We start from the raw sequence: 26,116 nt of genomic DNA, 5'->3' as shown, positions 1-26,116 counted from the left end.
TGCCCTCGCGACAGGTCGGGGCGGGTACTCGAAGTACGGCTACTCGAAGTACTTGGGCGTCGGAGCGACGATCTCCTCGCTCGCGATCCGCTCGCGGGCCCACTTCGGGAGGATGAACACGCCCTCCGCCTCGGCCGTGACGCCGTCGGGCCCGATGATGTGGCCCTTCGCCCACGTCTTGATGCCCTCGGCGCGATCGATCCAGGCCTCCGCCTTCAGGTCGCCCAGAGGCGTGCCCTGGCGGTAGACGATCGTGAGCGTGCCGGTCATGCCCGGGCGGCCGCCGGCGCCTGCGGCCTGGCCCAGCATCTGGTCGAGGACCAGCGACACCACGCCGCCGTGCACCAGCCCCGGCGGGCCCTCGTAGGCGGCGCCGAGGTGGAAGTCCGACCAGGACCGTCCGGACGTGTCGATCTCGATGGTGAGCGGCGGCGCGACCGGGTTGCGCAGCCCGATCACCGCGTTGCCCCACGGCCGCCCGCGCCGCTCCGGGTGGTAGAGCACGCCGAAGGAGCCCTCGAGCTGTCGGCGGCGCAGCCGCTCGGTGATCGCCTCGATCTCCGCCTGCGCGGCCCGGACCTCGTCGTCGTCGACCAGGGTGCGGATCGTCGCGTCGACCAGCCCGCGGACCGCGTCGGTGAACGGCCCGTAGAGGGCGGACTGCCGCGCGACCTCCTCGTCGCTCGCTTCGTCGATCTCGAACTGGGCCATGGGCCCAGACTAGAACACGTTCCAGGACTCCATGGACTCGAGGAGCTCGGGGCGGTTGGCGCGTGCCCAGTCACGCACGTCCGGCCGCAGCCGCAGCAGCGAGTCCATGAACCGGCCCGGGTCGACGAGCGACGCGTCGACCTCCAGCACCGGGCGGCCCGGTCGCTCGACCAGCACCAGCCAGCCGCGACGGCCGGGCACCCCGATCACCGCGACCGGGGTGTAGGGGTTGGACAGGTCGGCGACCTCGAGCGTGCCCCCGCGCTGGATCTCGAGCTGGCCGCGGTGGATCCGCACGTGGGTCGCCGTGGCGCCGGCGCGCACGGCCCAGACGGCGAGCACGAGCACGCCGCAGGTGGCGGCGACGCCGTACGTCGCGAACGAGGGGTCGCGGTACGCGTAGAGCCCGGCCGCCGCTGCGGCCAGCAGCACACCGAAGAGCGCGAAGCTCATCGCCCGGCGGATGCCGTGGCGGGGCGCGAACGTCACGTCCGTCGACCGGCCGCTGGAGGTGGCGGGTGGCACCTCGGTCGCGGGTACGGCGGCCGCGGGCGTCGTGGCGAGCGCTGCCTCGGCCCGCTCCTCCGTGGCCGGCTGGGGCGCCGGCTCGGACGCGGGCCGGGGGCTGATCGTGCCGAGGGCCTCGAGCACGGATCGCCCGGCGTCGTGGCCGCCGGGCTCGTGCCGCGTCGCGGGCGGAGGCACGTCGGCGCCGATCGCCTCGAGCACCGACCGCCCGGCCGCCCGGGTGTCCGGGCCGGCGGCGCGTCGGGGCGCGGACGCGGTCACGAAGACCGCTTCCTGGCTCGCCTCGTCGCCGCGGTGCTTGCCGCCGTCGCCCTTGTAGGTCTGTCGCTTCTCGAGCCAACGGCGGATGCTCTCCGTGTCGGGCCCGAACTCCATGTCACTCCCCATGACCGGAGCCTCCCTTCCTCCCAGGCCCGAAATGTACGCCGCCCGCGGGCCCGCCGTGGTCATGTTGGGGTTGCCCGCCCGCGGCCGGATACATTTGAGAGTGAGTCTCAATTGCTGATGGAGGAGTGAGCGTGACCGACGAGGGTGTCCCCGGGGCCGGCCAGCGGGCTCCGCTGCGGCCGACGCGCCAGCGGCGGGCGATCACCGACGCCCTCGCGGGGGCGGAGGAGTTCCAGAGCGCCCAGGACATCCACGACGCCCTCAGGCACGCGGGGGAGAAGGTCGGCCTGGCGACGGTCTACCGCACGCTCCAGGCGATGGCCGACGCAGGTGAGGTGGACGTGCTCCAGGCGCCGGGAGGCGAGGCGGCGTACCGCCGCTGCAGCGCGTCGCACCACCACCACCTCGTCTGCCGGGAGTGCGGGCGAACGGTCGAGATCAGCGGCTCGAGCGTCGAGCGGTGGACGGAGTCGGTCGCGCGCGACAACGGGTTCTCCGAGGTCAGCCACACGATCGAGCTGGTCGGGCTCTGCGCCGACTGCTCCCGCTGACGAGCAGCGCGCAAAAATTGAAGCAGCCCTGGCGTCTCGGGTCACCAGGGCTGCGACAGGAATATTGCCCGAGTCCGACGGAACTTGTCAGCGGTTTCGGGCAGGAACTCAAAAGTTTTACTTTCCGGATGTAACGGATCGCGCCCGTGGCGCCTCAGGTCTGATGATTCCCGCTCGCTCTAGGCTCGGCGCATGCTCAAGTACCTCGGCTCCAAGCGCACGCTGGTGCCGGTGCTGGGCGAGCTCGCTGTGGGGTCGGGGGCGGAGACCGCGGTCGACCTCTTCACGGGCACGACGCGGGTCGCGCAGGAGCTGAAGCGGCGGGGGCTCCGCGTCACGGCGACCGACGTGGCGACGTACTCCGGCGTGCTGAGCGACTGCTTCGTCGCGACCGACGCCGACACCGTCGACGAGCAGGAGCTGGACGACGAGCTCGCGCGCCTCGACGCCCTACCGGGAAGGCCGGGCTACTTCACCGAGACGTTCTGCGAGCGGTCGCGCTTCTTCCAGCCGCGCAACGGCGCCCGGGTCGACGCGATCCGCGACGCGCTCGAGGAGCAGCGGGAGTCGCCGCTGTTCCCCGTGCTGCTCACCAGCCTGATGATGGCCGCCGACCGGGTGGACTCGACGACTGGCCTCCAGATGGCCTACCTCAAGCAGTGGGCGCCGCGGTCCCACAAGGACCTCGAGCTCCGGCGGCCCGAGCTGATCCCCGGCGCCGGCGCCACGGTGCTCGGCGACGTGATGGCGACGATCGACGCGCTGCCGCCCACCGACCTGATGTACCTCGATCCGCCGTACAACCAGCACCGCTACTTCGCGAACTACCACATCTGGGAGACCCTCGTCCGCTGGGACGCCCCCGAGCACTACGGGGTCGCGTGCAAGCGCATCGACGCCCGCGACGCCGGCACCAAGAGCGTCTTCAACAGCCGCCGCACGATGCCCGCCGCGCTCGCGTCGGTGCTCGAGCGGGCGCGGGCCAAGGTGCTCGTCGTCTCCTACAACGACGAGTCGTGGATCAGCGCCGACGAGATGACCCTGATGCTGCGCGACGCCGGCCGCGAGGACGTGCGGCTGCTCGCGTTCGACGCCAAGCGCTACGTCGGCGCGCAGATCGGCATCCACAACCCGGCCGGGGTGAAGGTCGGCGAGGTGAAGCGGCTGCGCAACACCGAGTACGTCTTCGTCGCCGGGCCGACCGACCGGGTCGCGGCGGCGGTCGCCGCCGTCGAGGGCGGATCTCACCAGGTCGGGCGCCGGCGCTCCAGCCCGTCGAGCACGACGTCCAGCCCGACCTCGAACTCGTCGGCGTAGGCGTAGCCCGATCCCCGCGCGTGCTCGACCATCTGCGCGAGGTGCGGCAGCTCCGTCGCGAGCTCGCGCATGCCGGCGGTGAGCTCCTCCATCGCCTCCGGTGACGCGCCCGCGGAGTCGAACGGCATCGACGACTCCTGCACGACGAAGCCGTAGATGTAGCCGTCCAGCACGGAGAACGCGTGCGCGGCGCCGCCGATCGTGAAACCGCCGCGCCGCAGGCAGCCGATGACGGCATCGTGGTGTCGCAGGGTCTCGAGCCCGGGATTGGTGCGCGAGTCGAGCAGCCCGATCGCCCAGCGGTGCCGAAGCAGCGCCTCGCGCAGGGAGCGGGCGCGCTGCCGCATCGCGTCGCGCCACTCGGCGTCGGCCGGCACGTGGACCTCGGTGAAGACCAGGTCCACCATCCCGTCCAGGATCGCCTCCTTGTTGGGGACGTGGTGGTAGAGCGACATCGCTTCCACGCCCAGCCGCTCGGCGAGCTTGCGCATGCTGAGCGCGGCGACCCCGATGTCGTCGGCGAGGGCGACCGCGGACCTGAACACGGCGTCCCTGGTCAGCGGCGGCCGGTGTCTCGGCTGCTTCGCGGTCATCGCGTCCCCTCGGTCGTGCGCGGGCGTTCACCCGGTCGGCCTTGACAACCTTACGGCGTATGGCTGAACCTTACGGCGTAAGGTCGAGCGAAGGAGCACGGGATGACGAAGGTCTGCATCGTCGGGGCGTCGGGCAAGCTCGGCCGCTACATGGTCGAGCACGCGCTCGCCCGTGGCTACGAGGTCGTGGGCGTCTGCCGCGAGAAGAGCGTCCGCAAGCTGGCGGCGTACGAAGGACGGATCGCCGTCGTCCCGGGCATGACCGACGACCGCGACGTGATCGCCCGCGCGACGGAGGGCTGCGACGCCGTACTCACCGTGCTCGTGCCGTGGGGCCTGAAGAACTACGCGTCCGGTACGGCGACCGCGGTGCTCGACCTCGCCCCGCCAGGCGCGCGGCTGGTGTTCTCGTGCGGCTGGCACATCAGCCGCGACGGCAAGGACGTCTACAGCCGCCGGTTCCGGGCGTACGTCGCCGCCTTTACCCGGCTCGCCAGGTGGATCCGCCTCGCCGACATCGACGACCAGGTCGAGGCGACCAACCGGATCTTCGCGAGCGACCGCGCCTGGACCGTCGTCCGCGGAAGCGACCTCGAGGAGGGCGAGAGCCAGGGTCTTCCGGTGTGGAGCCACCACATCGGTGACCCGGTGCTGGCGAGCAACCGGACTCGGCGGACCGACTTCGCGCTGTTCATGGTCGAGGCCATCGACGACGAGTCGCTGGTCCGCGAGGCACCCGCGATCGTCGGCCGGCTGACGCCCTCCGCGCTCGCCCACGCGCGGTGAGCCGCTCGGCGTCATCCGGTGGGATCCCAGTCGCCAGGTGACTGGAATCCCACCGGATCGCGCGCAGGGGGTAGGCCCCGTGGGACTCGAACCCACAACCAAAGGATTAAAAGTCCTCTGCTCTGCCAATTGAGCTAGGGGCCCGGGGATCGCGACTCTAGTCGGGAGAAGCCCTCGGGAGCGCATCGGCTCGTCGGGGATCCTGTCGGCGACCCGCGGCCGACCTGATCGGCCGTGGTACCTGCGTTCTTTACCTCTTCTTGAAAGAAGGCTCCGCGGCGGACGAAGAGCGGAAGCATTCGACCTGCTCCCACTCGCGTCGGCGCCCCTCACCGGTCGGCATTCTCCCGAAGGTCCGACATGAGCCGTCGCCGCAACCTCGTCCCGTTCCTGCTTGCCCTCGTCGTCGGGTTGATCGGATTGCCTTTCCTCGGGCTGACGTCACCGCCGGCGGCGTATGCCGGTCCGGGCGACGAGAACGTGCGGATCAACGAGATCAGTCTCCTGTCGCCCAACACCGCGCTCGTCGAGCTGATCAACTCCGGCTCGACGACGGCGAACATGAACGGCGCGACCGTGCGCTCGGGTGGCACGTCGGCGGTGCTCTCCGGCAATCTCCCGCCGGGTGAGCGGTTGGTGCTGGCCGTTCCGCTGGCCAGCCCGACCCGGCTCGTCGAGTACTTCAGCCAATCCGGCCCTCCGGTCGACAGCCACACTTGGCAGTCGTTCGACGACCCAGCGACGAGCTTCGAACGATGCCTGGACGGCACCGGCGAGTGGCGGGTCTCCGCAGAGACGACGATGGGCTTCCTCAACTGCAGCCCGCTGCTGATCAACGAGGTCCAGGTCGCCAACGGTGCCATCCAGGTCGAGGTGATCAACCCGTCGAGCAACCTTGTCCGCCTGGACGGGCACGTGCTCAACAACGGCTCCTCCGGCAACACGCTGCTCCTCGGGAACCTTGCCCCCGGGGAGCGGGAGGTGTACAGCGTGGGCACGTCCGCGTTCAACGCCGTGTACCTGCGGGACACGTCCGGGACCATCGACGTCGACCGGTGGGCCTGGGGCAACGAGCCCCTCCCTGCGACCAGCTGGGGCCGCTGCCCCGACGGTTCGGGGGCGGGCATGGACAACGGCCTGACGGTGACCACGGGCGTCACGCTCGACGGGGAGAACGCCTGCGGCCCGCTGGTGCTCAACGAGGTGATCACCCCGGACGGCCACGGTGGAGATGGGCGGATCGAGCTCCATAACATCTCGACGGACCCGGTCCCTCTCGCCGGCTGGACGGTGGATCCCGGTTTCGGCGCCCCCTTCCCGCTGGCCGGCACCCTTCCCGGCGGCGGAACGTCCCTCCACGTCGTCCCGATGGGGAGCTCCGCGACGGTGAGGCTGCTCAAGGACAACAACCAGGTGGACGAGTTCACCTACGCCGCGGCGACGGCTGCGACGTCGTACGGACGCTGTCCAAACGGCACCGGGCCGTTCCTCGTTGCTGTGACGGCGACGCCCGGAGCCCCGAACGACTGCCGCACGCCGATGACGAACACCGGGGTCCCCACGATCAGCGGCGACCCGCGGGTCGGCAACGTGCTCACCGCGAGCGGTGGCACCTGGAGCCCGGCGCCGGACACCGTCAGCTACCAGTGGTTCGCGGAGGGTGCGCCCGGCACCCCGCTGGGCTCTGGCGCGACGTACACGCCGACCGCCGCTGACCGCACCAAGAGCCTGTACGTCGTCGCCACGCCCGCCAAGCCAGGTCACGTCGGCCCGTCGGCGCGATCGACCTCGGTGACGATCGACTTCGGGCAGTTCGCGAGCGACCTGCGGCCCTCGATCAGCGGCACGCCGAAGGTCGGCCAGACGCTGACGGTCGTCCCGGGCACCTGGACCCAGGTGCCGTCCGCGGTCACCTATGCGTGGACCGTCGACGGCGACAACGTGGGCAGCGGAACCACGCTGGTGGTCCCCTCGTCCGCGGCGCTCAAGACCGTGAGGCTTACGGCCACAGCATCACGTCCCGGCTACGCCGATGCCACCGCCACGGCCACCGCGGGCCCGGTCGCGCTCGGCACCTTCACCAACACCCGGCTCCCGGTCATCCAGGGGAGCCTCCGCGTGGGCCAGGCCCTGACGGTGGCCGAGGGTGCCTGGACGCCGGACCCGAGCGTCCTCGGCTACGAGTGGTACGTCGGCAACACCCTCGTGCACACCGGTCTGTCCTACACGCCGACCAACGCCCAGGTCGGCTCGACGATCACCGCCGTCGAGATCGCCCGTCGGCCCGGTTACGAGGCCGGTCGGGCGACGTCGCCCCCGGTCACGGTGCTGTCCGGCGACTTCGTCAACAACGCGCTGCCGACGATCACCGGCACGGCGCAGGTCGGCCGGACGCTCACCGCGCACAGCGGTGACTGGACGCCGGACCCCGACAGCTCCGCCTGGCAGTGGTACGCCGACAACCAGCTCATCCCCGGCGCGACCGGCGCGACGTACGTGCCGACCGTCGATGAGCTCGGCGAGCAGGTCACCGTCCGGGAGACGGTGGCGAGGACGGACGGCTCTGTACCGCCGAAGGCGGCGACGAGCGCACCGACTGCGAAGGTCGTCCCGGGCCTCTTCGTCAACGACGCCCGGCCGACGATCACGGGCGTGGTTCGGGTGGGCGAGGAGCTCACGGCGCACGCCGGGGATTGGACGCCGGACCCGGTGGCCTCGACCTGGCAGTGGTACGCCGACGGCAACCCGATCGCGGGCGCAGCGGGCGCGACGTACGTGCTGACGGCCCAGGAGCTCGGTCAGCGGGTCACCGTCGTGCAGACGGCCACCCGGCCGGGCTACGTGGACGGGAAGGCCGAGTCCGTTCAGACGGCTGCGGTCCTGCCGGGGATCATCGACAACCTCACGCTGCCCGGCGTGACCGGGGACGTGCGGGCCCACGGGACCGTGCGCGCCTCGACCGGCACCTGGGACCCGAGCGTCGTCAACCTGGCGTATCAGTGGTACGTCGACGGCGCGGCGGTGCCGGGCGCGACCAGTGATTCGTTCGTGCTGCGGGCGAGCGACCTCGGGTCGCGGGTCTCGGTGCGGGTGACCGCGGCCAAGCCCGGCTACAACCCCACGACCGTAGAAGCGCCGTGGGTCGGCCCGGTCCAGACTTGCGTGTTCCGTCAGACGCAGCCCGTCGAGGTCCGCGGCCAGGCGGTGGTCGGGACCACGCTCGAGGCGCTGCCGGGGGCCTGGGCGCCCGAGCCGGGCTCGACGACCTATCAGTGGTACGCCGACGGCGAGCTCATCGCGGGTGCGACACAGGCTGGGTACACCTTGACGCCGGCGGAGCTGGGCGAGCGGGTCACGGTGACCGTGACGGTGTCCAAGACGGGGTGCGAGGGCGCCACCGCGCAGTCGTCTGCGACGGGTGACATCGAGCCCGGCACGTTGAAGACCCTGGTCAAGCCGCAGATCGTCGGGGACTTGGTCGTCGGCGAGGAGCTGAGCCTCGAGGGCGGGGAGTGGGACGCCGATCCTGCGACCCTGACCTACCAGTGGACGCGCGGCGGCGTGCCGATCCCCGGCGCCACCGACGCGTCGTACACGCCGACGTCCGATGACGTGACCAAGTGGCTCGCCGTGCTGGTCATCGTGTCCGCGCCGGGTTATGACGACCTGCAGGTCGTCACACCGGCGGCGTTCCCGGTCGCGCCGGTGAAGTCGGAGAACCTCGTGGCACCCAGCATCACCGGTGGTGCGCGGATCGGGGAGACCTTGACCGCGGATCCGGGCGAGTGGTCCTTCGGCCCGGAGACGTTGGTCTACGAGTGGTTCGCCGGTGCCCGTCGGATCGGCGTCGGGAGCGGCCCGCGGCTGGTGCTCGACGACCCCGCCTGGGTCGGCGAGGCGATCAGCGTCAAGGTCACGGCGTCCTCGGAGGTCCAGCCGCCGGTGTCGGCGTCGTCGGAGCGGACCGCCGCGGTGCGCAAGGGACCGGCCGCGGTGGAGGCGGAGTTCTCCACGACCACCCCGAAGGCGAAGCGGACGAAGGTGAAGGTCGACGTCACCGTCACCGCCCCCGCCGGTTTGCCGGTCACCGGCCAGGTGCGGGTGCTGGTCGCTGACAGGCGGGTCCTCACCGCTCGGCTCGGCGATGGCTCCGCGCGGATCACGCTCCCGGTGTTCCCGGCGAAGGGCGAGCGCACCGTCGTCATCCGCTATGACGGAAGCCCGCTGCTGGGCAAGGCTGTCTCGAAGACGGTGGTGCGCGTGCGCTGAGGCGGCCCGCCGCCCCTACCGGGACGCGCGACGCGGGCGGTCGGGGCCGGTCGCGGCCTCGTCCGGCTCGGCGAGTGGCTGCCAGCACGCGTCCCGCACCCTCCGCGCGACCTCCGGGCCAGGAGATGCCGCGCACGGTGGCGCGCGGGGCGACGAGCGCGGCCGCCGTACGGTCGATCGAGGGGTGGACGGTGAACAGGTGCCGCCCGCCATGTAGCGGTCATGACCGGATTTCTCAGCAGCGTGGTCGCGTTGACACCTCGCGGACATCGATCGTGGCCTGACCGTTACCGGACCGTGCCCGAGTGCCCGGTGCGGCGCCGCCGGTACGGTCGGCGCGTGACAACGGTCGGGATCGTCGGCGGCGGGATCCTCGGGCTCGCCGTGGGCCGCGAGGTCACCCGGCGATGGCCGGGCGCCCGGGTCGTGGTCTTCGAGAAGGAGAACCGGGTCGCGGCGCACCAGACCGGTCACAACTCCGGCGTGGTGCACGCCGGCATCTACTACCGGCCCGGCAGCCTCAAGGCCGAGCTCTGCGCGCGCGGCCGGCTGCTGCTCCGCGACTACTGCGCCGAGCACGCCCTGCCCTACGACGAGTGCGGCAAGGTCGTGGTGGCGGTCGATGCCGAGGAGATGGCTCGGTTCGACGCGCTCGAGGTGACCGCCCGCGAGAACGGCGTGCCCGACCTCCGGCGCCTCGACACCGCCGCGCTCCGCGAGGTCGAGCCGCACGCCGCGGGCATCGCCGCGCTGCACTCGCCGCGCACGGCCATCACCGACTACGTCGCGATCGCCCGGTCGCTCGCCGCCGGCATCGAGGCCGCCGGGGGAGAGGTGCTGCTGTCCACCGCCGTCACCGCCGTACGGCGCACCGCAGCCTCCGTCGAGGTGACCCACGCCGGCGGCAGCACCCGCGTCGACCGGCTGGTGCTGTGCGCCGGGCTCCAGGCCGACCGCGTCGGGCGGCTCGCGGGCGACGGGCCGTCTCCGCGCATCGTGCCGTTCCGCGGCGACTACATGGCGGTGAGCGAGGCCAAGCAGCACCTGGTGCGCGGCATGGTCTACCCGGTGCCCGACCCTCGCTACCCGTTCCTCGGCGTCCACTTCACCCGCCGGGTCGGCGGTGGCCTCGAGGTCGGGCCCAACGCGGTGCTCGCGCTCGCCCGCGAGGGCTACCACCGGTCCGCCGTACGCCTGCCCGACCTCGCGGACACCGCGCGGTGGCCCGGGTTCTGGCGGATGGCCGGCACCCACTGGCGCACGGGCGCCCGTGAGCTCCGTGGCTCGCTGTCGAAGCGCGCCTACATGCGGGTCGCGCAGCGCTACGTGCCCGAGATCGGCGCGGCCGACGTGCTCCGCGCCGGGTCGGGGATCAGGGCCCAGGCGGTCGAGCGCGACGGCTCGCTGGTCGACGACTTCCGGATCAGCACGGCCGACGGCGTGACCAGCGTCCGCAACGCGCCGTCGCCCGCGGCGACGTCCAGCCTGGCCATCGCCGAGCACGTCGTGGACCGGATGGCGGTGGCCGGTTGAGGTCAGCTGCGAGCCGCGTTTCCTACGCCGACACGCACGTGTAGCGCAACCTTCATACCGTTGGCCGAAATCCCTACCGGCTCCACCGTTTGCCTGTCCGTTCTGCTTGGTACTGTCGGGATCGCAACAGATGCAAGGTCCAGCTGGTCTGACGCCTGCGGAGTCTTTGGCCGACGGCGTTTCTGAGTTGTGGTGTGCCAATCACGGGTCGGAGCGACGTGTCATCGCATCTGGTGCGGGTCGCCGAGGTGGCGGCTCTCGCCCCGACACAAGGAGTAACGAGCACAATGGCTCAGGGCACCGTGAAGTGGTTCAGCGCCGAGAAGGGCTTCGGCTTCATCGAGCAGGAGGGCGGCGGCGACGACGTCTTCGTGCACTACTCGGCGATCCAGTCGTCCGGCTACAAGTCGCTGGAGGACAACCAGAAGGTCGAGTTCGACGTCACCCAGGGTCCGAAGGGCCCGCAGGCGGAGAACGTCCGTCCCCTCTGACCCCGGTCAGACCATCTCGGGATAGAGGTCTTCGGCAGGTCCCCCGGCGCGTGAGCGCCGGGGGACTTGTTCTTTCTCACCGGAACCCGGGCCGACTTTTTTCCGTGTCTCCGCACCGACGCGACTACATTCGATAAAACTCGGGTATGTGCAGGTTTACCAGCCGTGAACGGGGGCAAGATGGCCCGGAACGGGACTCGGCCCCGGAGCAGCGCCGGGTATCCCTGTGAGGACCGGTGAGGAGGGACGTGTCCGACCAGTTCGACGTGGAGCTCGAGGATGCCGACCTGCTCGGCGAGGTCGAGCTGACGATGAACCTGATCGTCGCCGCGAGCGCGACGGACGATCAGCTCTCGATCGAGGAGATCGACCGGATCCTCGGTGTCGAGAAGCAGCGCCCTGCCTCCTGAGGCCGACTCTCAACGCTCCGGTCGGAAGCCCCGCAGCCGCAGGCTGTTGGTGACCACGAAGACCGACGACAGTGCCATCGCCGCCCCCGCGAGCATCGGGCTGAGCAGCGCCGCGGCCGCGAGCGGGATCGCCGCCACGTTGTAGGCGAACGCCCAGAACAGGTTGCCCTTGATGATCCCGAGCGTCCGCCGGGACAGCCGTACGGCGTCCGCGGCCCCGCGCAGGTCGCCGCTCACGATCGTCAGGTCGCTCGCCTCGCGCGCGACGTCGGTGCCCGCACCCATCGCGATGCCGAGGTCGGCCTGCGCCAGCGCGGCCGCATCGTTGACGCCGTCGCCGACCATGGCGACGACCCGGCCCTCGTCCTGGAGCCGCCGGACGTAGGCGACCTTGTCGGCCGGCAGCACCTCGGCCTCGACCTCGGCGATGCCGACCTGGGCGGCCACGGCGCGCGCGGCCCGCTCGTTGTCACCCGTCAACAGCACCGGCGTGAGCCCGAGGCCCCGCAGCCGCTCGACCGCCTCCGCGGAGGTCGGCTTCACCGTGTCCGACACGACGAGCACGCCGCGCGCGGCCCCGTCCCAGCCGACGACGACCGGTGTGCGACCGGCCTCCTGGGCCTCGTCGACCGCGGTGCCCAGCGACGCCGGCAGCGGCCAGCCTGCTTCCTCGATCAGCGCAGGACGCCCCACGACCGTCTCGACGCCGTCGACGAGCCCGCGGACGCCGAGACCGTCGATGCTGCGGAAGTCGTCTGCCGCCGGCACGTCGCCGTCGAAGCCGGCGACCACGGCACGGGCGATCGGATGGGCTGACGCCCCCTCCAGTGCGGCCGCGCGGCGCCGTACCTCCTCCTCGATGGTGCCGTCGGCCACGGTGGCGACCAGGGTCATCTCGCCCGTGGTCACGGTGCCGGTCTTGTCGAGCACGACCGTGTCGACGACCCGCGTGGACTCCAGCACCTCCGGCCCCCGGATCAGGATGCCGAGCTGGGCGCCGCGGCCGGTGCCGACCATCAGCGCCGTCGGCGTGGCCAGCCCGAGTGCGCAGGGGCAGGCGATGATCAGCACCGCGACCGCCGCGGTCAGCGCCACGGCCCAGCCGGCGTCGGCGCCGACCCAGAAGCCGAGCGTGCCGACGGCCAGCGCGATCACGACCGGCACGAAGAACCCGGAGATCCGGTCAGCGAGCCGCTGGGCGGCCGCCTTGCCGGCCTGGGCGTCCTCGACCAGCCTCGTGAGCTGGGCGAGGTGGGTGTCGGCGCCGACCCGGGTCGCCCGCACGACCAGGCGGCCGCCGGAGTTGAGCGTCGCGCCGACGACGGCGTCGCCGGGTCCGACCTCGACCGGCACCGACTCGCCCGTGAGCAGCGACTGGTCGACGGCCGACCGGCCCTCGACGACCTCGCCGTCGGTGGCGACCTTCTCGCCCGGACGGACGACGAAGGAGTCGCCGACCGCGAGCTGGGCGACGGGCACCAGCACCTCGGCACCGTCGCGCAGCACCGCGACCTGGCTGGCGCCGAGGTCGGCCAGCGCCCGCAGGGCGTCGCCGGCCCTTCGCTTCGACCGCTTCTCGAAGTAGCGGCCCGCGAGGAGGAACGCCGTCACGCCGGCGGCGGTCTCGAGGTAGATGTTCCCGAGGCCCGAGCCCGGCGTGCGGTCGGGCACTAGGTCGAACGGGTGCGTCATGCCCGGCTCGCCGGCGGTGCCCCAGAAGAGCGCGACCAGCGACCAGCCGAAGGCGGCCAGGACGCCGACCGACACCAGCGTGTCCATCGTCGTCGTGCCGTGCCGCAGGTTGGTCCACGCCGCGCGGTGGAACGGCCAGGCCCCCCACGTCGCCACCGGCGCCGCGAGCGTCAGCGACGCCCACTGCCAGTTGTCGAACTGCAACGCGGGCACCATCGCGACCAGCACCACGGGGATGGCCAGCAGCGTCGACCCGATCAGCCGCTGCCGCAGTGCCGTCAGCTCCGGGTCCGCGGGGGCGGAGCCGTCGTCCTCGGGTACGGCGGCCGCGGGCTGGTGGACGCGGGCGCCGTAGCCGGCCGCCTCCACCGTCGCGACCAGGGTCGTCGTGTCGACGGTGCCGGGATGCGCGACGGTGGCGCGCTCGGTGGCGTAGTTGACGGTGGCGGTCACGCCCTCGAGCTTGTTGAGCTTGCGCTCGATGCGGTTCGCGCACGAGGCGCAGGTCATGCCCGTGATCGCCAGATCGGTGCTGCTGGTGTCAGTGCTCATGGCCGCCCTCCTCCTCCTGCTGCTCGTCGTCGTGGTCGTCACCGTGGTCGCCGCCGTGCTCCTCCTCGGGAGCGTCGGTCCCGCCCGTGCCCTCGGCGGTGATCGTGAACACCGCCGTGCGCACCACGCCTTCGTGCTTGAAGTCGAGGAACAACCGGTAGCGCCCGGGCTCGGTGAACTCGGCGTGGAAGCCGATCTCGGGCCCGGACGGCCCGTCCTCGGGGTGCACGTGCAGGTAGGCGAGGTCCTCGGCGCGGATCGCCACCAGGTGGCCGTAGGCGCCCAGGTAGGGCTGCAGGTCGGTGACCTCCCGCCCGTCCTTGGTGACGTGCAGGGTGACGGCCGCCCCCTCCCGAGTCAGGTGGACCTCGTAGCCGTCGACCGTGTCCGTGGCGGTGTCCGGGCCGAGCGGCTCGGTGGCGGCGCCCGTGCCCACCGTCAGGTCGGCCTCGGCGAGCGTGGCCTCCTCGCCGGCGGGCGCGAAGTCGGCGTACACCCGCCAGCTGCCGTCCTCGAGGCTCACCGGCACGGTCCACCCGCCGGTGGCCTCGTCGAGCTCGGGGTGGACGTGGCGGTAGCCGCCCAGGTCGAAGCGCGCCAGGATCAGGTGCAGCTCCTTCCCGTGCGCGACGTCGTACGCCGTCAGCGGCTCGCCGTCGGCGTCCACCACCGTGAAGGCCACCTCCGAGCGGCCGGCGGGCAGGGACGGGTCCTCGATCGCGAGGGAGTAGGAGGCGGCGGGGTCCGCCGGGTTCACGTGGATCACCTCGGAGTGGGAGTCGGGGCCGGAGTGGGCATCGGTGTGCCCGTCGTCGGTCTCGATCGGCCCGACCGCCCGCCCGATGCCGATGCCGGCGGCGAGCACGACGGCGAGACCGACCGCGAACGCCGAGATCCGCCAGATCGGCTGCGTGAGCATGATCAGGCCAGGGCGTAGCCCGCCTCGGCCACGGCGGCCTCGACGGTCTCGCGGGTCAGCGGCGCGGAGCTGGTCACGACGACCGCGCCGGTCTCGAGGGTGACGGCGACGTCCTCGACGCCCGGGATCTCGCTGATCTCCTCGGTGACCGACGCGACGCAGTGGCCGCAGGTCATGCCGGTGACGGTCCAGGTGGTGGTCTCGCTCATGACGGTTTCCTCTCGGTTGGGTGTGCTCAGGACTTGACGAGTCGGGTGATCGCGGCGACGGCCTCGGTGACCTTCTCCCTGGCCGCTTCATGACCGGCGTCGCCGTCGCGGGCCGCGACAGCGGCATCAAGGACGCAGTGGTTCATGTGCTCCTCGAGGAGGCCGAGGGAGACCGACTGCAGCGCGCTGGTCATCGCGGCGACCTGGGTGAGGATGTCGATGCAGTACTTCTCGTCCTCGACCATGCGCTGCAGGCCGCGGGCCTGTCCCTCGATGCGGCGCAGGCGCTTGAGGTAGTCGTCCTTGCGCTTGATGTAGCCGTGGTGGTGCTCGTGGCTGGCGTCGTCCATAGACGACACCATACCCCCCTAGGGTACTAAGTCAAGCCCGCCTCAGCAGGTCGCGAAGAGCACCGGCCCCGTCGAGAGGTCGCTGAGGGGGAACGTGCCCTCCACCGGGTCGAGCCGCATCGTGACGACCGTGCCGTCGGCCTCGATCCGCTCGACCGAGAACCGGTCGGGGAACGACCCGCCCTGGCCCGGCGCCGGACCGGCCAGCAGCTCAGCGCGGCTGTCGGCGTTGGTGCGCGCCTGGTCCTCGGTCTCGAAGCCGAGCGCGACGCGCAGCTCGCCGTCGGGCATCAGCCCCATCGCGAAGCCGCGGTAGGGGCCGACCTCGCCGGCCTCGTCGATCAGCTGCTCGGCGCGCACCCGGTCGGGTCCGTCGGCCTGCGTCATCGCCAGGTCGGCGCAGGCGTTGTCGCCGGCGAGCACCGACGCGGCGAGCGGCTCGCCCATGGCGGCCACCGCGTCGGCGACGCCGTCGTCGCTGTCGCCGCGCGCGGCGTCGTCCCTGTCGAGGAGGTAGTCGGCGCCGTCGGACGCCGCCACCACGCCCGCCTCGGTGTCGATCGAGACGTAGGAGAACTCGGGCGTGATCCCCCGCGGTTGCAGCTGGGCCAGGTCACCGGTCCAGATCGAGTCGTCGCCGGTCGGTGCGTCGTACCCGAGTCCCTCGAGGCGGCTCTCCAGGTCGTCGGGGTCGAAGCCGTCGGGCACGCCCAGGAGCAGCAGCGCGCCCTCCGCGCCCTGGGTGAACAGCTCCCACGAGACGGTGGCGGGGGAGAGGCCGAGCTCCGCCTGGAGCGGCTCGGCCGCGCTGACGATCGCGGACGTCGACGTCAGGTCGGCGGAGTAGGCCTCGTCGAGGAACCGGCGCAGGTCTCCCGCGGACGCGTCGGTCGGGATGTCGGACCCGAGGTCGTCCCGAACGGCAGCCCAGTCGGTCCAGCTGTAGCGCTGGGTGGACTTCGGCGCCATCGCGACGGCGCGGGCGAGCCGGGTGTCGTCGCCGGCGTCGTCGCGCAGCACGACCACGAGCGCGACCGCGACGACGACCAGCACAGCGAGCACGGCACCACCGACGAGCAGGCGTCGTCGTCCCAGGACTGCCACACGGTCTCCTCGTGATTCGGATCGGAGCCTCGACACTAGTGCGGACACCACTAGTCTTTCCGCCGTGGCCGCGCCCGAGTCCCAGCCCGACGTCCGGGCAGCCGGCGTCGTCACGTTCCGTCCGGGGCGCGAGGTGCTCCTCGTGCACCGCCCGAAGTACGACGACTGGTCCTTCCCGAAGGGCAAGCTCGAGCGCTGGGAGCACCCCACCGCCGCCGCGGTGCGTGAGGTGGCCGAGGAGACCGGCCTCCACGTGCGGCTCGGGCCGCCGCTGCCCGACCAGCGCTATCCCACCGGCCGCCGGATGAAGACCGTCCACTACTGGACCGGGCGCACCGTCGCCGACGACGACGTCTCCCACTACCGTCCCAACGACGAGATCGACGACGTCCGGTGGGTGCCCGTCGCGGAGGCGGCCGACCTCCTCACCTACGAGTTCGACCGCGAGACGCTCGCGCACGCGAAGGCCGTACGGCGCAAGACGCACGCCCTCGTCGTGCTCCGCCACGCCGTCGCGCGCTCCCGCCGTACCTGGCGCGGCGACGACCGCGACCGCCCCCTGCTGCGCACGGGCGAGGCGCAGGCCGACCGGCTGGTCCCGGTCCTGGCGGCGTACGACGCCGCGGCCGTCGTCAGCTCCGCGAGCAAGCGGTGCGTGCAGACGGTGCAGCCCTACGTCGAGACCACCGGCTACGAGCTGGACACCCGCAAGCGCCTGAGCGAGGAGGGCGCGACCGAAAAGGCGGTGGAGCGGATCGTCGAGGACCTGCTCTCGAGCGGGGAGGGCGCGGTGATCTGCACGCACCGGCCCGTCCTGCCGCTCGTCTACGACGCGATCGGCCTCCGCGCCGTCCAGCGGGAGCCGGAGCTCGCTCCCGGGGAGATGCTCGTCGTGCACGCGCGCAAGGGCGTCGTCGTCGCGGTTGAACGGCACCGGGTCGGCCCCTAGCCTCTCGGGAGACCCCTCGCGAGCCGGCCGGCGTGACGCCGCTCTCACCGCTCCGCCGTCTGCTCGGCCGCTGTTCACCGTCCGTTCAGGATTGTCACTGAGTTGCGTTACCCGTGCTCCCTACGTTCGTCGCGTCCAGAGAACATCCGTGGGGGGTCCAAGACGCGCCCCTCAGGTCCCGAGAGGCAAGACTCTTGAACCGAATCTCCATCCGACGCGCCATCGTCCCCGGCGTGGCAGCGCTCGCGCTGGTCCTCACCGCCTGTGGCAGCGACGACGGCGGTGACGACACCAGCGCCGGCGGCTCCGGCGGCGACAACGGCGCCGCGGCCGGCGAGCTCGACACGAGCGTCGAGGGCGAGGTCGCCGTCGACGGCTCCTCCACCGTCTACCCGATGACGACGGCCGCCGCCGAGCTGATGACCGTCGACGGCTCGCCGATCCAGGTGTCCGTCGGCGAGGCCGGCACCGGTGGTGGCTTCGAGGTGTTCTGCACCGGCGAGACCGACATCTCCGACGCCTCCCGCCCGATCGACGAGGAGGAGGAGGTGCCGGTCTGCGAGGAGAACGGGATCGAGTACACCGAGCTCCTCATCGCCACCGACGCGCTCACCGTCGCCGTGCACCCCGACCTCGCCGTCGACTGCCTGACCGTCGAGGAGCTCGTGAAGCTCTTCGGTCCCAAGTCGAAGGCGACGAACTGGCAGGACATCAACCCCGAGTTCCCCGACCAGGAGATCGTCGGCTTCATCCCCGGCACCGACTCCGGCACCTATGACTACATGGCTGCCGACGTCGTCGAGGACGAGTCCGAGACCCTGCGCAAGGACTTCGAGACCTCCGAGGACGACAACGTGCTCGTCACCGGCGTCTCCGAGACCGAGGGTGGTGTCGGCTTCTTCGGCTACACCTACTACGAGGAGAACCAGGACAAGCTGAAGGCCGTCGCGATCGACGGTGGCAACGGCTGCGTCGAGCCCTCCGCCGAGACGGCCCAGGACGGCAGCTACTCGCCGCTCGCCCGCCCCCTGTTCATCTACGTGAACAACAAGTCCTACACGGACGAGCCGGCCGTCGCCGAGTTCACCGACTACTACATCGCCAACCTCGCCGACATCGCTGCCGGCGCCGGCTTCATCCCGCTCAACGACGAGGACTACGCGGCCACTCAGGACGCGCTCGCCGGCATCGGCGGCTGAACGAGCCGGTCGAATCGAATCGAGTAGCCATCCCATGACGGCTATCAGTGAGCCGGGCTCGCCCTCCGGGGCGGGCCCGGCCCCCGTCCTCACCGCCCGGCCCCGCCCCGGGGAGGCGGTGATCAAGTTCTTGCTGGTCTCGGCCGCGGTCCTGTCGGTGCTCGTCACCGTCGGGATCATCGGGGCCGTCCTGCAGCCGGCGCTGGACTTCTTCGCGGAGATCCCGTTCGGGGACTTCTTCCGCACCTCCGACGTCTCCGACGATCGCCCGTACGCCGTGATCCCGCTGATCGTCGGCACGGCCATCACGACCGTGATCGCCCTCTGCATCGCGGTCCCGATCGGTCTCGGTGCGGCGATGTACCTCTCCGAGTACGCCTCGAAGCGAGCACGCAAGTGGCTCAAGCCGACGGTCGAGCTGCTCGCGGGTGTTCCGTCGGTCGTCTACGGCGCGTTCGCCGTCTTCTTCGTGATCCCGGTCGTTCTCAAGCAGTGGCTCGGTCTCGAGGTCAGCGCGTTCAACTCGCTCGGCGCCGGCCTGGTGCTCGGCGTGATGATCATCCCGACGGTCGCCTCGCTCTCCGAGGACGCGCTCTCCGCCGTGCCGCTCGCCATGCGCCAGGGCTCGCTCGCCATGGGCGCCAACCGGATGCAGACCACGCTCCGCGTGGTGTTCCCCGCCGCTCTCTCGGGCATCGCGGCAGCCATCGTGCTCGGCATGTCGCGGGCGGTCGGCGAGACGATGATCGTGCTGATGGCCGGCGGCTCGATCAAGAACATGTCGCTCGACCCGACCGAGGCCCACGAGACCATGACGGGCAAGATCGCCCGCACGGCGCTGGGCGAATCTCCGGTCGGATCGACCGAGTACAACTTCCTCTTCGCGGTCGCCCTCCTGCTCTTCGTGCTCACGTTCATCATGAACATGTTCAGCATCGCGATCGTCCGTCGATTCAGGCAGGCCTACTGATGAGCGCCGCAGCAACCACCGCCCGCGCGGTGACCTCGTCCACGATCGCGACCGGCAAGAGCAAGGACCGCGACGTCAAGTCGCTCGTGTTCCTCGGGGCGCTCTGGTTCTCGTTGTTCTTCGGCGTCATGGTGCTGATCGCGCTGATCGTCGACACCGTCATCGACGGCTCCGGCCGTTTCGACTCCTCGCTGTTCACCCATTACACGCAGTCGTTCGCGGCCGACAAGGCCGACGAGCTGGCCGCGGCCGGCCGTGACCCGAAGGATCTGTCGGTCGAGTACACCGGCTTCCGTGCCGGCATCCTCGGGTCGGTCGTCCTCATGATGACGACAGCATTGCTCGCGATCCCGCTCGGCGTGGCCGCCGCGACGTACCTCGAGGAGTTCGCCGACAACAACACCTGGTACAACCGGGTGATCGAGGTCAACCTGCAGAACCTGGCGGCCGTCCCGGCCGTCATCTACGGCATGCTGGCCGCGGCGATCATGTCGTTCCTCAGCGTCGAACGAACCTGGGCGATCGGGGGCGCGGTTGCACTAGCCCTGCTGATCCTGCCCGTCGTCATCATCACCACGCGTGAGGCGCTGAGGTCGGTGCCGGAGGAGATCCGGCAGGGCTCGCTCGCCCTCGGGGCCACGGTCTGGCAGACCACCTGGCGCCAGACCCTCCCGTCGGCGATCCCTGGCATCTCGACGGGCACCATCCTCGGCCTCTCGCGCGCCATCGGCGAGGCCGCGCCGCTGGTCATGGTCGGCTTCGCAGCCGCCAACTGGGACCCCGAGTTCCCGTTCGTCTTCAGCAGCATCGAGGCATTCCCGCTGGAGATCTTCCAGGCCGCGAGCAGCCCGCTCGCCGTCGTCCGCGAGGCAGCGTCGGCCGGCATCATCGTGCTGCTGGCCATGATCCTCGGCATGAACGCGCTCGCCATCATCATCCGCAACAAGTTCCAGCGATCCTGGTAAAGGGAGACCCGCACATGTCCACCCACCCCGCCACCGCCAGCACCGACGAGCCTGGCGAGAAGCCCGGGATCGCGTTGTCGATCGACGAGGAGGCCGCGCACCCCACCATCGGTGACGTCCCGGCCGAGTCGGTCATGGACACCTACCACCTCAACGTGTTCTACGGCGACTTCCACGCGGTCCACGACGTCAACCTGACGTTCGGCAAGAACGAGATCACCGCGATGATCGGCCCGTCCGGCTGCGGCAAGTCGACCGTGCTCCGCTGCCTCAACCGGATGAACGACCTGGTGCCGAGCGCCCGCGTCGAGGGCGAGGTCAACTACCACGGCCAGAACATCTACGCGAAGGGCGTCGACCCGATCGCGGTGCGCCAGCACATCGGCATGGTGTTCCAGAAGCCGAACCCGTTCCCCAAGTCGATCTACGACAACATCGCCTACGGCCCGCGGGTCATCGGCATGGACGTCGACAACATGGACGACCTGGTCGAGCAGGCGCTGCGCGGCGCCGCGCTCTGGGACGAGGTCAAGGACAAGCTGAAGCAGTCCGCGTTCGGCCTCTCCGGTGGTCAGCAGCAGCGGCTCTGCATCGCGCGCACGATCGCGACCCGTCCCGACGTGATCCTGATGGACGAGCCGTGCTCGGCCCTCGACCCGATCGCGACGTCGAAGATCGAGGACCTGATGCTGGAGCTCCGGAAGGACTTCACGATCATCGTGGTCACCCACAACATGCAGCAGGCCGCACGCGTCTCCGACCGCACGGCGTTCTTCACCGCCAAGCCCGACGAGACGACCGGCAACCGGACCGGGCTCCTGGTGGAGTTCGACCTCACCAAGCGGCTCTTCTCGAGCCCGGAGGACAAGCGGACCGAGGACTACATCTCGGGTCGCTTCGGCTGAGCGGACGCATGTCCACTCGGGAGACGGCGGTGCGGACCTACCTGCACCGCTGGGCCGAGGCTGCCGGCGCGCACCTGCTCGTCGTCGACCCCCACGAGGAGTCGGACAGCCTCTCCGAGGCGATGGCGGCGCGCGGTGTGCACGTCACCTGGGCGCGGACGACGACGGACGGGCTCATCGAGTTCGGTCGCCACGATCCGCAGGCCGTGGTCGTCGCGCCCGAGACGCCCGGGGTGCCGGCGGAGGAGTTCGTCGCCGCGATGATGAGGTACGGCGCGCCGTACGTCGTCGCTGCGCTGGAGCATGCGCGGGCGGCCGACGTCGCCGCCGTGATGCTGGCCGGCGCCAGCGCGGTGGTGACCCGCCCCTACTCCGCGCCGGAGCTGTGGGAGCTGCTCAACCGCTCGCCCCGGCCCCTGGAGGAGCACGCCCGCGTCGTCGTCGGCCCGATCGAGCTCGACGCCGGCGCCTACCGGGTGGCGATCAACGGCGAGCGGATCGCCGACCTCCCGCTCAAGGAGTTCGAGCTGCTCCGCACCCTGATGCTGCGGGCGCCGGGCATCGTCACCGACGACGAGCTGCGCGCCGCCCTGTGGGGCACGGCCGACCGCCGCCCCTCGGGCAACACGATCGCCATGCACGTCACCCGACTGCGCGGCCGCATCGGCGACGTCGCCGACGTACGCCGGATCCGCGGCCGCGGCTACTCCCTCACCATCAACTGACCGCCGAACCGGCAGGGATGGCGCGCCGAGCCGTCAGACGGGGACGATCAGGTGCAGGATCTCGTAGGAGATCCAGGCCGCGGTGGCGGCCATCGGGAACGTCAGCACCCACGCCGTGAGGATCGTGCCCGCGACGCCCCAGCGCACGGCCGAGAGGCGCTTCGTCGCCCCGACACCCATCACCGCCGAGGTGATCGTGTGCGTGGTGGAGATCGGGGCCTCGTAGACGTAGGCGGTGGTGTAGAGGACCGACGCGGCCACCGACTCGGCGGCGAAGCCCTGCGGCGGGTCGAGGTGGATGATCCGCCGGCCGAGGGTGCGCATGATGCGCCAGCCCCCGGCCCAGGTGCCGAGCGAGATCGCGGCAGCGGCCGCGAAGATGACCCACAGCGGCAGCTCGCCGCCGTCGGCCTCCGACGCGACGTAGCCGCCGGTGACGAGGGCGAGGAAGATCACGCCCATCGTCTTCTGGGCGTCCTGGAGGCCGTGGCCGAGGGCCATCGCGGCAGCCGAGATGGTCTGTGCGATGCGGAAGCCCTTGTTGGCCTTGTGCGGGTTCGCCTTCCGGAAGATCCAGAGCACCAGCAGCATCACCAGGAAGCCGGCGCAGAACGCGAAGATCGGCGACAGGAACATCGGGATGACGACCTTCTCCAGCACCGTCGACCAGGCAACGGTGACGCCGCCGGCGATCGCGGCGCCGACCAGCCCGCCGATGAGGGCGTGGGACGACGACGAGGGCAGCCCGAAGTACCAGGTGATCAGGTTCCAGGTGATCGCCCCGATCAGGCCGGCGGCCACGATGATCAGGCCGTGGTCGTCCGGTGGCGGGGAGATCACGTCGCTCACCGTGTGGGCGACCTTCTGGCCGAGGAACGCGCCGACGAAGTTCATGATCGCCGCCAGGGCGAGCGCGACGCGAGGCGTCAGCGCGCGCGTCGACACCGAGGTGGCGATGGCGTTGGCGGCGTCGTGGAACCCGTTGGTGTAGTCGAAGACCAGCGCGATGACGACGACCGCGATCACGATCGCGAGGGAGAGGTCCATCCGGAGGCCTGGTTCAGCTTTCCTTGACGGCGATCTGCTCGACGATGTTGGCGACCTTCTCGAACGCGTCGATCGCGCCCTCGAGGGACTCGACGACGTCCTTGAGCTTGAGCACCTCGATCGTGGCGTACTCGCCGGAGAACAGCGTGGCGAGCATCCGGCGGTGGTTCTTGTCGCCGGCGTTCTCGAGCCGGTTGATCTCGATCCAGTAGTCCTCGAGGGACTTCATCGAGCGCAGCCGCGGCATCGCCTCGGCGGTGAGCTCGGCGCACCGCTGGATGACCTCGACCTGCTGCGAGACCTCGGCGGGCAGCGTCTTCACCTCGTAGAGGAGGATCAGGTCGACCGCCTCGTCCATCATGTCCATGATGTCGTCGAGGCCCGAGCCGAGGGCGTAGATGTCCTCGCGGTCGAACGGCGTGACGAAGGTGGCGTTGACCTTCTTGACGATCTCGTGGGTGGTCTCGTCGGCCGCGTGCTCGGCGTCGCGCATGCGCTGCGCGACGGCCTCCTTGTCGGAGGACTCCGAGAGCATCTCGGCCAAGAGCTCGGCACCGCGGACCAGGTGCTCGGCGGAACGGGCGAACAGGTCGTAGAACGACGTGTCGGCGGGTCGCAGACGCAGGCGCACATGTACTCCCGGTTAGGCGGAGGCGAACGCGATCATGCTAGGGGGTGTACGCCGGGGGAGCGCAAACGGGCGCTCCGGTGGTACGGCGTTCAGCCTGCCGAGCGCCGCCTGCGCTGCCGCTCGATCAGCGCCTGCTGGAGGTGCACCGGGCCGTCGTTGCGGACCCACTCGCCGCTCGGCTGGAGCTCCCAGGCCTCGGTGTCGGGGGCGAACGAGAGGTCGAGCAGGGCCTGCACCTCCTCCTTCGCCTTCTGCGGCAGCTGGACGAGCACCTCGACCCGGCGGTCGAGGTTGCGGTGCATCATGTCGGCCGAGCCGATCCAGGCCACCGGGTCGCCGGCGTTGGCGAACCAGAAGGCCCGGCTGTGCTCGAGGAACCGGCCCAGGATCGACCTGACCGTGATGTTCTCCGACAGGCCGGGCACGCCCGGGCGCAGCGCGCAGATGCCGCGGGTGACCAGGTCGACCTTCACGCCCTCCCGCGAGGCGAGGTAGAGCGCGTCGATGACCTGCTCGTCGACGAGAGAGTTGGCCTTGATCCGGATGCCCGCGGGTCGTCCGGCCTTGTGGTGGGCGATCTCCGCGTGGACCTGCTCGATGAGCCCCGAGCGGACCGAGTCGGGGGCGACGAGCAGTCGGTCGTAGGTCGCCTTGCGGCTCCAGCCGGACAGGTTGTTGAACAGGTGGGCGACGTCCTCGCCGATCGTGTCGTCGGTGGTCAGCAGGCCCAGGTCCTCGTACATCCGCGAGGTCTTGGGGTTGTAGTTGCCGGTGCCGATGTGGGTGTAGCGGCGGATGCCGTCGGGCTCGTCGCGCACCACCATCGCCAGCTTGCAGTGCGTCTTCAGGCCCACCAGGCCGTAGACGACGTGGCAGCCGGCCTGCTCGAGCTTGCGCGCCCAGCGGATGTTGGCCTGCTCGTCGAAGCGGGCCTTGATCTCGACGAGCACCAGCACCTGCTTGCCGGCCTCGGCGGCGTCGATCAGGGCGTCGATGATCGGCGAGTCGCCCGACGTGCGGTAGAGCGTCTGCTTGATCGCGAGCACGTGCGGGTCGGCGGCCGCCTGCTCGATGAACCGCTGCACCGACGTGGCGAACGAGTCATAGGGGTGGTGCAGCAGCACGTCGCGCCGTCGCAGCGCCTTGAACACGTCGACCGGCGCGGACGACTCGACCTCGGCCAGGGCCTGGTGGGTCGAGGGCACGAACGAGGGGTACTTCAGCTCCTCGCGAGGCAGGTCGGCGATGCCGTGCAGTCCGCGCAGGTCGAGCGGCCCCGGGAGGGTGAACACCTCGTCGGCGGAGACGTCGAGCTCCGACACCAACAGCTCGAGCACGGAGGGGGCGATCGACTCCTCGACCTCGAGCCGCACCGGCGGGCCGAACTTGCGCCGCAGCAGCTCCTTCTCCAGGGCGGTGAGGAGGTTCTCGGCGTCGTCCTCCTCGACCTCCAGGTCCTCGTTGCGGGTGACCCGGAACGTGTGGGCCTCGAGCACCTCCATGCCGGGGAAGAGACGCCCGAGGTGCTCGCGGATCACGTCCTCCAACGGCACGAAGCGCGCGTTGCCCAGCGGCACGAACCGGTCGAAGTTGGAGGGCACCTTCACGCGGGCGAAGTGCTCCTTGCCCGTCTTGGGGTTGCGGATGATCACCGCGAGGTTGAGCGAGAGGCCCGAGATGTAGGGGAACGGGTGCGCGGGGTCGACGGCCAGCGGCGTCAGCACCGGGAAGATGCGCTCCTTGAACAACCGCTTGCAGGCCTTCTGCTCGTCCCGGTCGAGGTCGGTCCACCGGAGCAGCTCGATGCCGTGGTCGCGCAGCGCGGGGACGATCTCCTCCCGGAACGCCCGGGCGTGCCGCTGGCTCAGCTCCTCCGAGCGCAGCCAGATCTTCTCGAGGACCTCGCGGGGCATCATCCCCGACGCCGCGCGGACGGCCAGGCCGGTCGCGATCCGGCGCTTGAGGCCCGCGACGCGGACCATGAAGAACTCGTCGAGGTTGCTGGTGAAGATCGCGAGGAACCGCGTGCGCTCCAGCAGCGGCAGCTCGGGGTCCTCCGCCAGCTCGAGGACCCGCTCGTTGAACCGCAGCCAGGACAGCTCGCGGTCGATGTAGCGGTCCGCGACCGCCTCGATCTCGGCGACGATCGTCGGGTCGGGGACGTACGCCGCCGCGTCGTACGTCGCCGCGTCGGGCGCCGCCGCGTGCGCACCCGCGGCACGCTCGGGGACCGTGGGCCCGACAGCGTCGTCCACCGGGTCGGGCAGCATCTCCAACGACATGCGGGGAAGTCTCCCACCCGCGGGTGAACGGGGAGTGACGA

24 protein-coding genes and 1 tRNA gene are annotated in these 26,116 nt (G+C 71.0%); 13 read left to right on the top strand and 12 right to left on the bottom strand.

From position 1 onward, the window contains the following. Window positions 1-39 precede the first annotated feature (39 nt). Both HNR19_RS18250 and HNR19_RS18245 read right to left on the bottom strand, forming a co-directional pair. Window positions 40-711: a PaaI family thioesterase gene (locus HNR19_RS18250; protein WP_179669235.1), complete on the bottom strand. Its 672-nt coding sequence runs from the start codon at window positions 709-711 to the stop codon at window positions 40-42. Window positions 712-720: 9 nt separating this feature from the next. Then, window positions 721-1,626, bottom strand: a complete 906-nt coding sequence (locus tag HNR19_RS18245) for a hypothetical protein (protein WP_179669234.1) — start codon at window positions 1,624-1,626, stop codon at window positions 721-723. Between the two features lie 131 nt (window positions 1,627-1,757). Between HNR19_RS18245 and HNR19_RS18240 the strand changes: the two genes are divergently transcribed. Next, window positions 1,758-2,177: a transcriptional repressor gene (locus HNR19_RS18240; protein ID WP_179669233.1), complete on the top strand. Its 420-nt coding sequence runs from the start codon at window positions 1,758-1,760 to the stop codon at window positions 2,175-2,177. Between the two features lie 192 nt (window positions 2,178-2,369). After that, complete coding sequence (locus tag HNR19_RS18235; RefSeq protein WP_179669232.1) at window positions 2,370-3,494, top strand: DNA adenine methylase; 1,125 nt, start codon at window positions 2,370-2,372, stop codon at window positions 3,492-3,494. Here HNR19_RS18235 and HNR19_RS18230 read toward each other — a convergent pair. After that, window positions 3,422-4,087 (bottom strand): TetR/AcrR family transcriptional regulator, encoded by a 666-nt coding sequence (locus HNR19_RS18230; RefSeq protein WP_179669231.1) that lies wholly within the window; start codon window positions 4,085-4,087, stop codon window positions 3,422-3,424. The two genes, HNR19_RS18235 and HNR19_RS18230, sit on opposite strands and share 73 nt — an antisense overlap. 102 nt (window positions 4,088-4,189) lie before the next feature. Between HNR19_RS18230 and HNR19_RS18225 the strand changes: the two genes are divergently transcribed. Beyond that, window positions 4,190-4,873, top strand: coding sequence for an NAD(P)-dependent oxidoreductase (locus HNR19_RS18225; protein WP_179669230.1), 684 nt, complete (start codon window positions 4,190-4,192; stop codon window positions 4,871-4,873). A 71-nt stretch (window positions 4,874-4,944) separates the two neighbouring features. Here the strand turns inward: HNR19_RS18225 and HNR19_RS18220 are convergent. Further along, window positions 4,945-5,017 (bottom strand) — tRNA-Lys (locus HNR19_RS18220). 216 nt (window positions 5,018-5,233) lie between these two features. On the opposite strand from HNR19_RS18220, the gene HNR19_RS18215 reads away from it, so the two are divergent. From HNR19_RS18215 to HNR19_RS18200, 4 genes are all read left to right on the top strand, one after another. Continuing rightward, complete coding sequence (locus tag HNR19_RS18215; protein WP_179669229.1) at window positions 5,234-9,142, top strand: hypothetical protein; 3,909 nt, start codon at window positions 5,234-5,236, stop codon at window positions 9,140-9,142. Between the two features lie 339 nt (window positions 9,143-9,481). Then, a complete protein-coding gene (gene lhgO / locus HNR19_RS18210; protein ID WP_343047267.1) occupies window positions 9,482-10,675 on the top strand; it encodes an L-2-hydroxyglutarate oxidase in 1,194 nt (397 codons plus the stop codon). Between the two features lie 287 nt (window positions 10,676-10,962). Further along, window positions 10,963-11,166 carry a cold-shock protein gene (locus HNR19_RS18205; RefSeq protein WP_109697153.1) on the top strand — a complete coding sequence of 68 codons (204 nt, stop codon included), beginning with the start codon at window positions 10,963-10,965 and terminating at the stop codon, window positions 11,164-11,166. A 248-nt stretch (window positions 11,167-11,414) separates the two neighbouring features. Next, on the top strand, window positions 11,415-11,576 hold the full coding sequence (locus HNR19_RS18200; protein ID WP_179669227.1) for a hypothetical protein: 162 nt from the start codon (window positions 11,415-11,417) through the stop codon (window positions 11,574-11,576). A 9-nt stretch (window positions 11,577-11,585) separates the two neighbouring features. On the opposite strand, the gene HNR19_RS18195 is transcribed toward HNR19_RS18200, so the two are convergent. Genes HNR19_RS18195 through HNR19_RS18175 form a run of 5 tightly spaced genes read right to left on the bottom strand, consistent with a single transcriptional unit; the run spans window position 11,586 to window position 16,402 of the window. Next, window positions 11,586-13,820, bottom strand: coding sequence for a heavy metal translocating P-type ATPase (locus HNR19_RS18195; RefSeq protein WP_179669226.1), 2,235 nt, complete (start codon window positions 13,818-13,820; stop codon window positions 11,586-11,588). Further along, window positions 13,810-14,739, bottom strand: a complete 930-nt coding sequence (locus HNR19_RS18190) for a hypothetical protein (protein ID WP_179669225.1) — start codon at window positions 14,737-14,739, stop codon at window positions 13,810-13,812. The genes HNR19_RS18195 and HNR19_RS18190 overlap by 11 nt, the downstream gene beginning before the upstream one ends. 2 nt (window positions 14,740-14,741) lie before the next feature. After that, a complete protein-coding gene (locus tag HNR19_RS18185; RefSeq protein ID WP_179669224.1) occupies window positions 14,742-14,948 on the bottom strand; it encodes a heavy-metal-associated domain-containing protein in 207 nt (68 codons plus the stop codon). 26 nt (window positions 14,949-14,974) lie between these two features. Then, the gene (locus HNR19_RS18180; protein ID WP_179669223.1) at window positions 14,975-15,298 is read right to left on the bottom strand and encodes a metal-sensitive transcriptional regulator; all 324 of its coding nucleotides are present in this window, start codon (window positions 15,296-15,298) and stop codon (window positions 14,975-14,977) included. 42 nt (window positions 15,299-15,340) lie between these two features. Beyond that, window positions 15,341-16,402, bottom strand: coding sequence for a hypothetical protein (locus HNR19_RS18175; RefSeq protein ID WP_179669222.1), 1,062 nt, complete (start codon window positions 16,400-16,402; stop codon window positions 15,341-15,343). Between the two features lie 64 nt (window positions 16,403-16,466). Between HNR19_RS18175 and HNR19_RS18170 the strand changes: the two genes are divergently transcribed. From HNR19_RS18170 to HNR19_RS18145, 6 genes are all read left to right on the top strand, one after another. Next, a complete protein-coding gene (locus tag HNR19_RS18170; RefSeq protein ID WP_179669221.1) occupies window positions 16,467-17,351 on the top strand; it encodes an NUDIX domain-containing protein in 885 nt (294 codons plus the stop codon). A 233-nt stretch (window positions 17,352-17,584) separates the two neighbouring features. Continuing rightward, window positions 17,585-18,550 (top strand): PstS family phosphate ABC transporter substrate-binding protein, encoded by a 966-nt coding sequence (locus HNR19_RS18165; RefSeq protein ID WP_343047265.1) that lies wholly within the window; start codon window positions 17,585-17,587, stop codon window positions 18,548-18,550. 34 nt (window positions 18,551-18,584) lie between these two features. Next, window positions 18,585-19,520: a phosphate ABC transporter permease subunit PstC gene (gene pstC / locus HNR19_RS18160; protein ID WP_179669219.1), complete on the top strand. Its 936-nt coding sequence runs from the start codon at window positions 18,585-18,587 to the stop codon at window positions 19,518-19,520. Continuing rightward, window positions 19,520-20,485: a phosphate ABC transporter permease PstA gene (gene pstA / locus HNR19_RS18155; RefSeq protein ID WP_179669218.1), complete on the top strand. Its 966-nt coding sequence runs from the start codon at window positions 19,520-19,522 to the stop codon at window positions 20,483-20,485. Before pstC ends, pstA begins: the two co-directional genes overlap by 1 nt. 134 nt (window positions 20,486-20,619) lie before the next feature. Beyond that, window positions 20,620-21,390 carry a phosphate ABC transporter ATP-binding protein PstB gene (gene pstB / locus HNR19_RS18150; protein WP_218910817.1) on the top strand — a complete coding sequence of 257 codons (771 nt, stop codon included), beginning with the start codon at window positions 20,620-20,622 and terminating at the stop codon, window positions 21,388-21,390. An 8-nt stretch (window positions 21,391-21,398) separates the two neighbouring features. Next, complete coding sequence (locus HNR19_RS18145; protein ID WP_179669216.1) at window positions 21,399-22,115, top strand: response regulator transcription factor; 717 nt, start codon at window positions 21,399-21,401, stop codon at window positions 22,113-22,115. Window positions 22,116-22,148: 33 nt separating this feature from the next. Here HNR19_RS18145 and HNR19_RS18140 read toward each other — a convergent pair whose 3' ends face one another. The 3 genes from HNR19_RS18140 to HNR19_RS18130 form a co-directional block, all read right to left on the bottom strand. After that, on the bottom strand, window positions 22,149-23,162 hold the full coding sequence (locus HNR19_RS18140) for an inorganic phosphate transporter (protein ID WP_179669215.1): 1,014 nt from the start codon (window positions 23,160-23,162) through the stop codon (window positions 22,149-22,151). 13 nt (window positions 23,163-23,175) lie between these two features. Then, window positions 23,176-23,793 carry a DUF47 family protein gene (locus HNR19_RS18135; protein WP_179669214.1) on the bottom strand — a complete coding sequence of 206 codons (618 nt, stop codon included), beginning with the start codon at window positions 23,791-23,793 and terminating at the stop codon, window positions 23,176-23,178. A gap of 89 nt (window positions 23,794-23,882) precedes the next feature. After that, window positions 23,883-26,075 carry an RNA degradosome polyphosphate kinase gene (locus HNR19_RS18130; protein WP_246303544.1) on the bottom strand — a complete coding sequence of 731 codons (2,193 nt, stop codon included), beginning with the start codon at window positions 26,073-26,075 and terminating at the stop codon, window positions 23,883-23,885. Window positions 26,076-26,116: the final 41 nt, after the last annotated feature.

The sequence above is a fragment of the Nocardioides thalensis genome (assembly GCF_013410655.1).
Classification (GTDB): domain Bacteria; phylum Actinomycetota; class Actinomycetes; order Propionibacteriales; family Nocardioidaceae; genus Nocardioides; species Nocardioides thalensis.
Note: the sequence above shows the minus strand (reverse complement) of the source record. Positions and strands in the feature narration are given on the sequence as shown.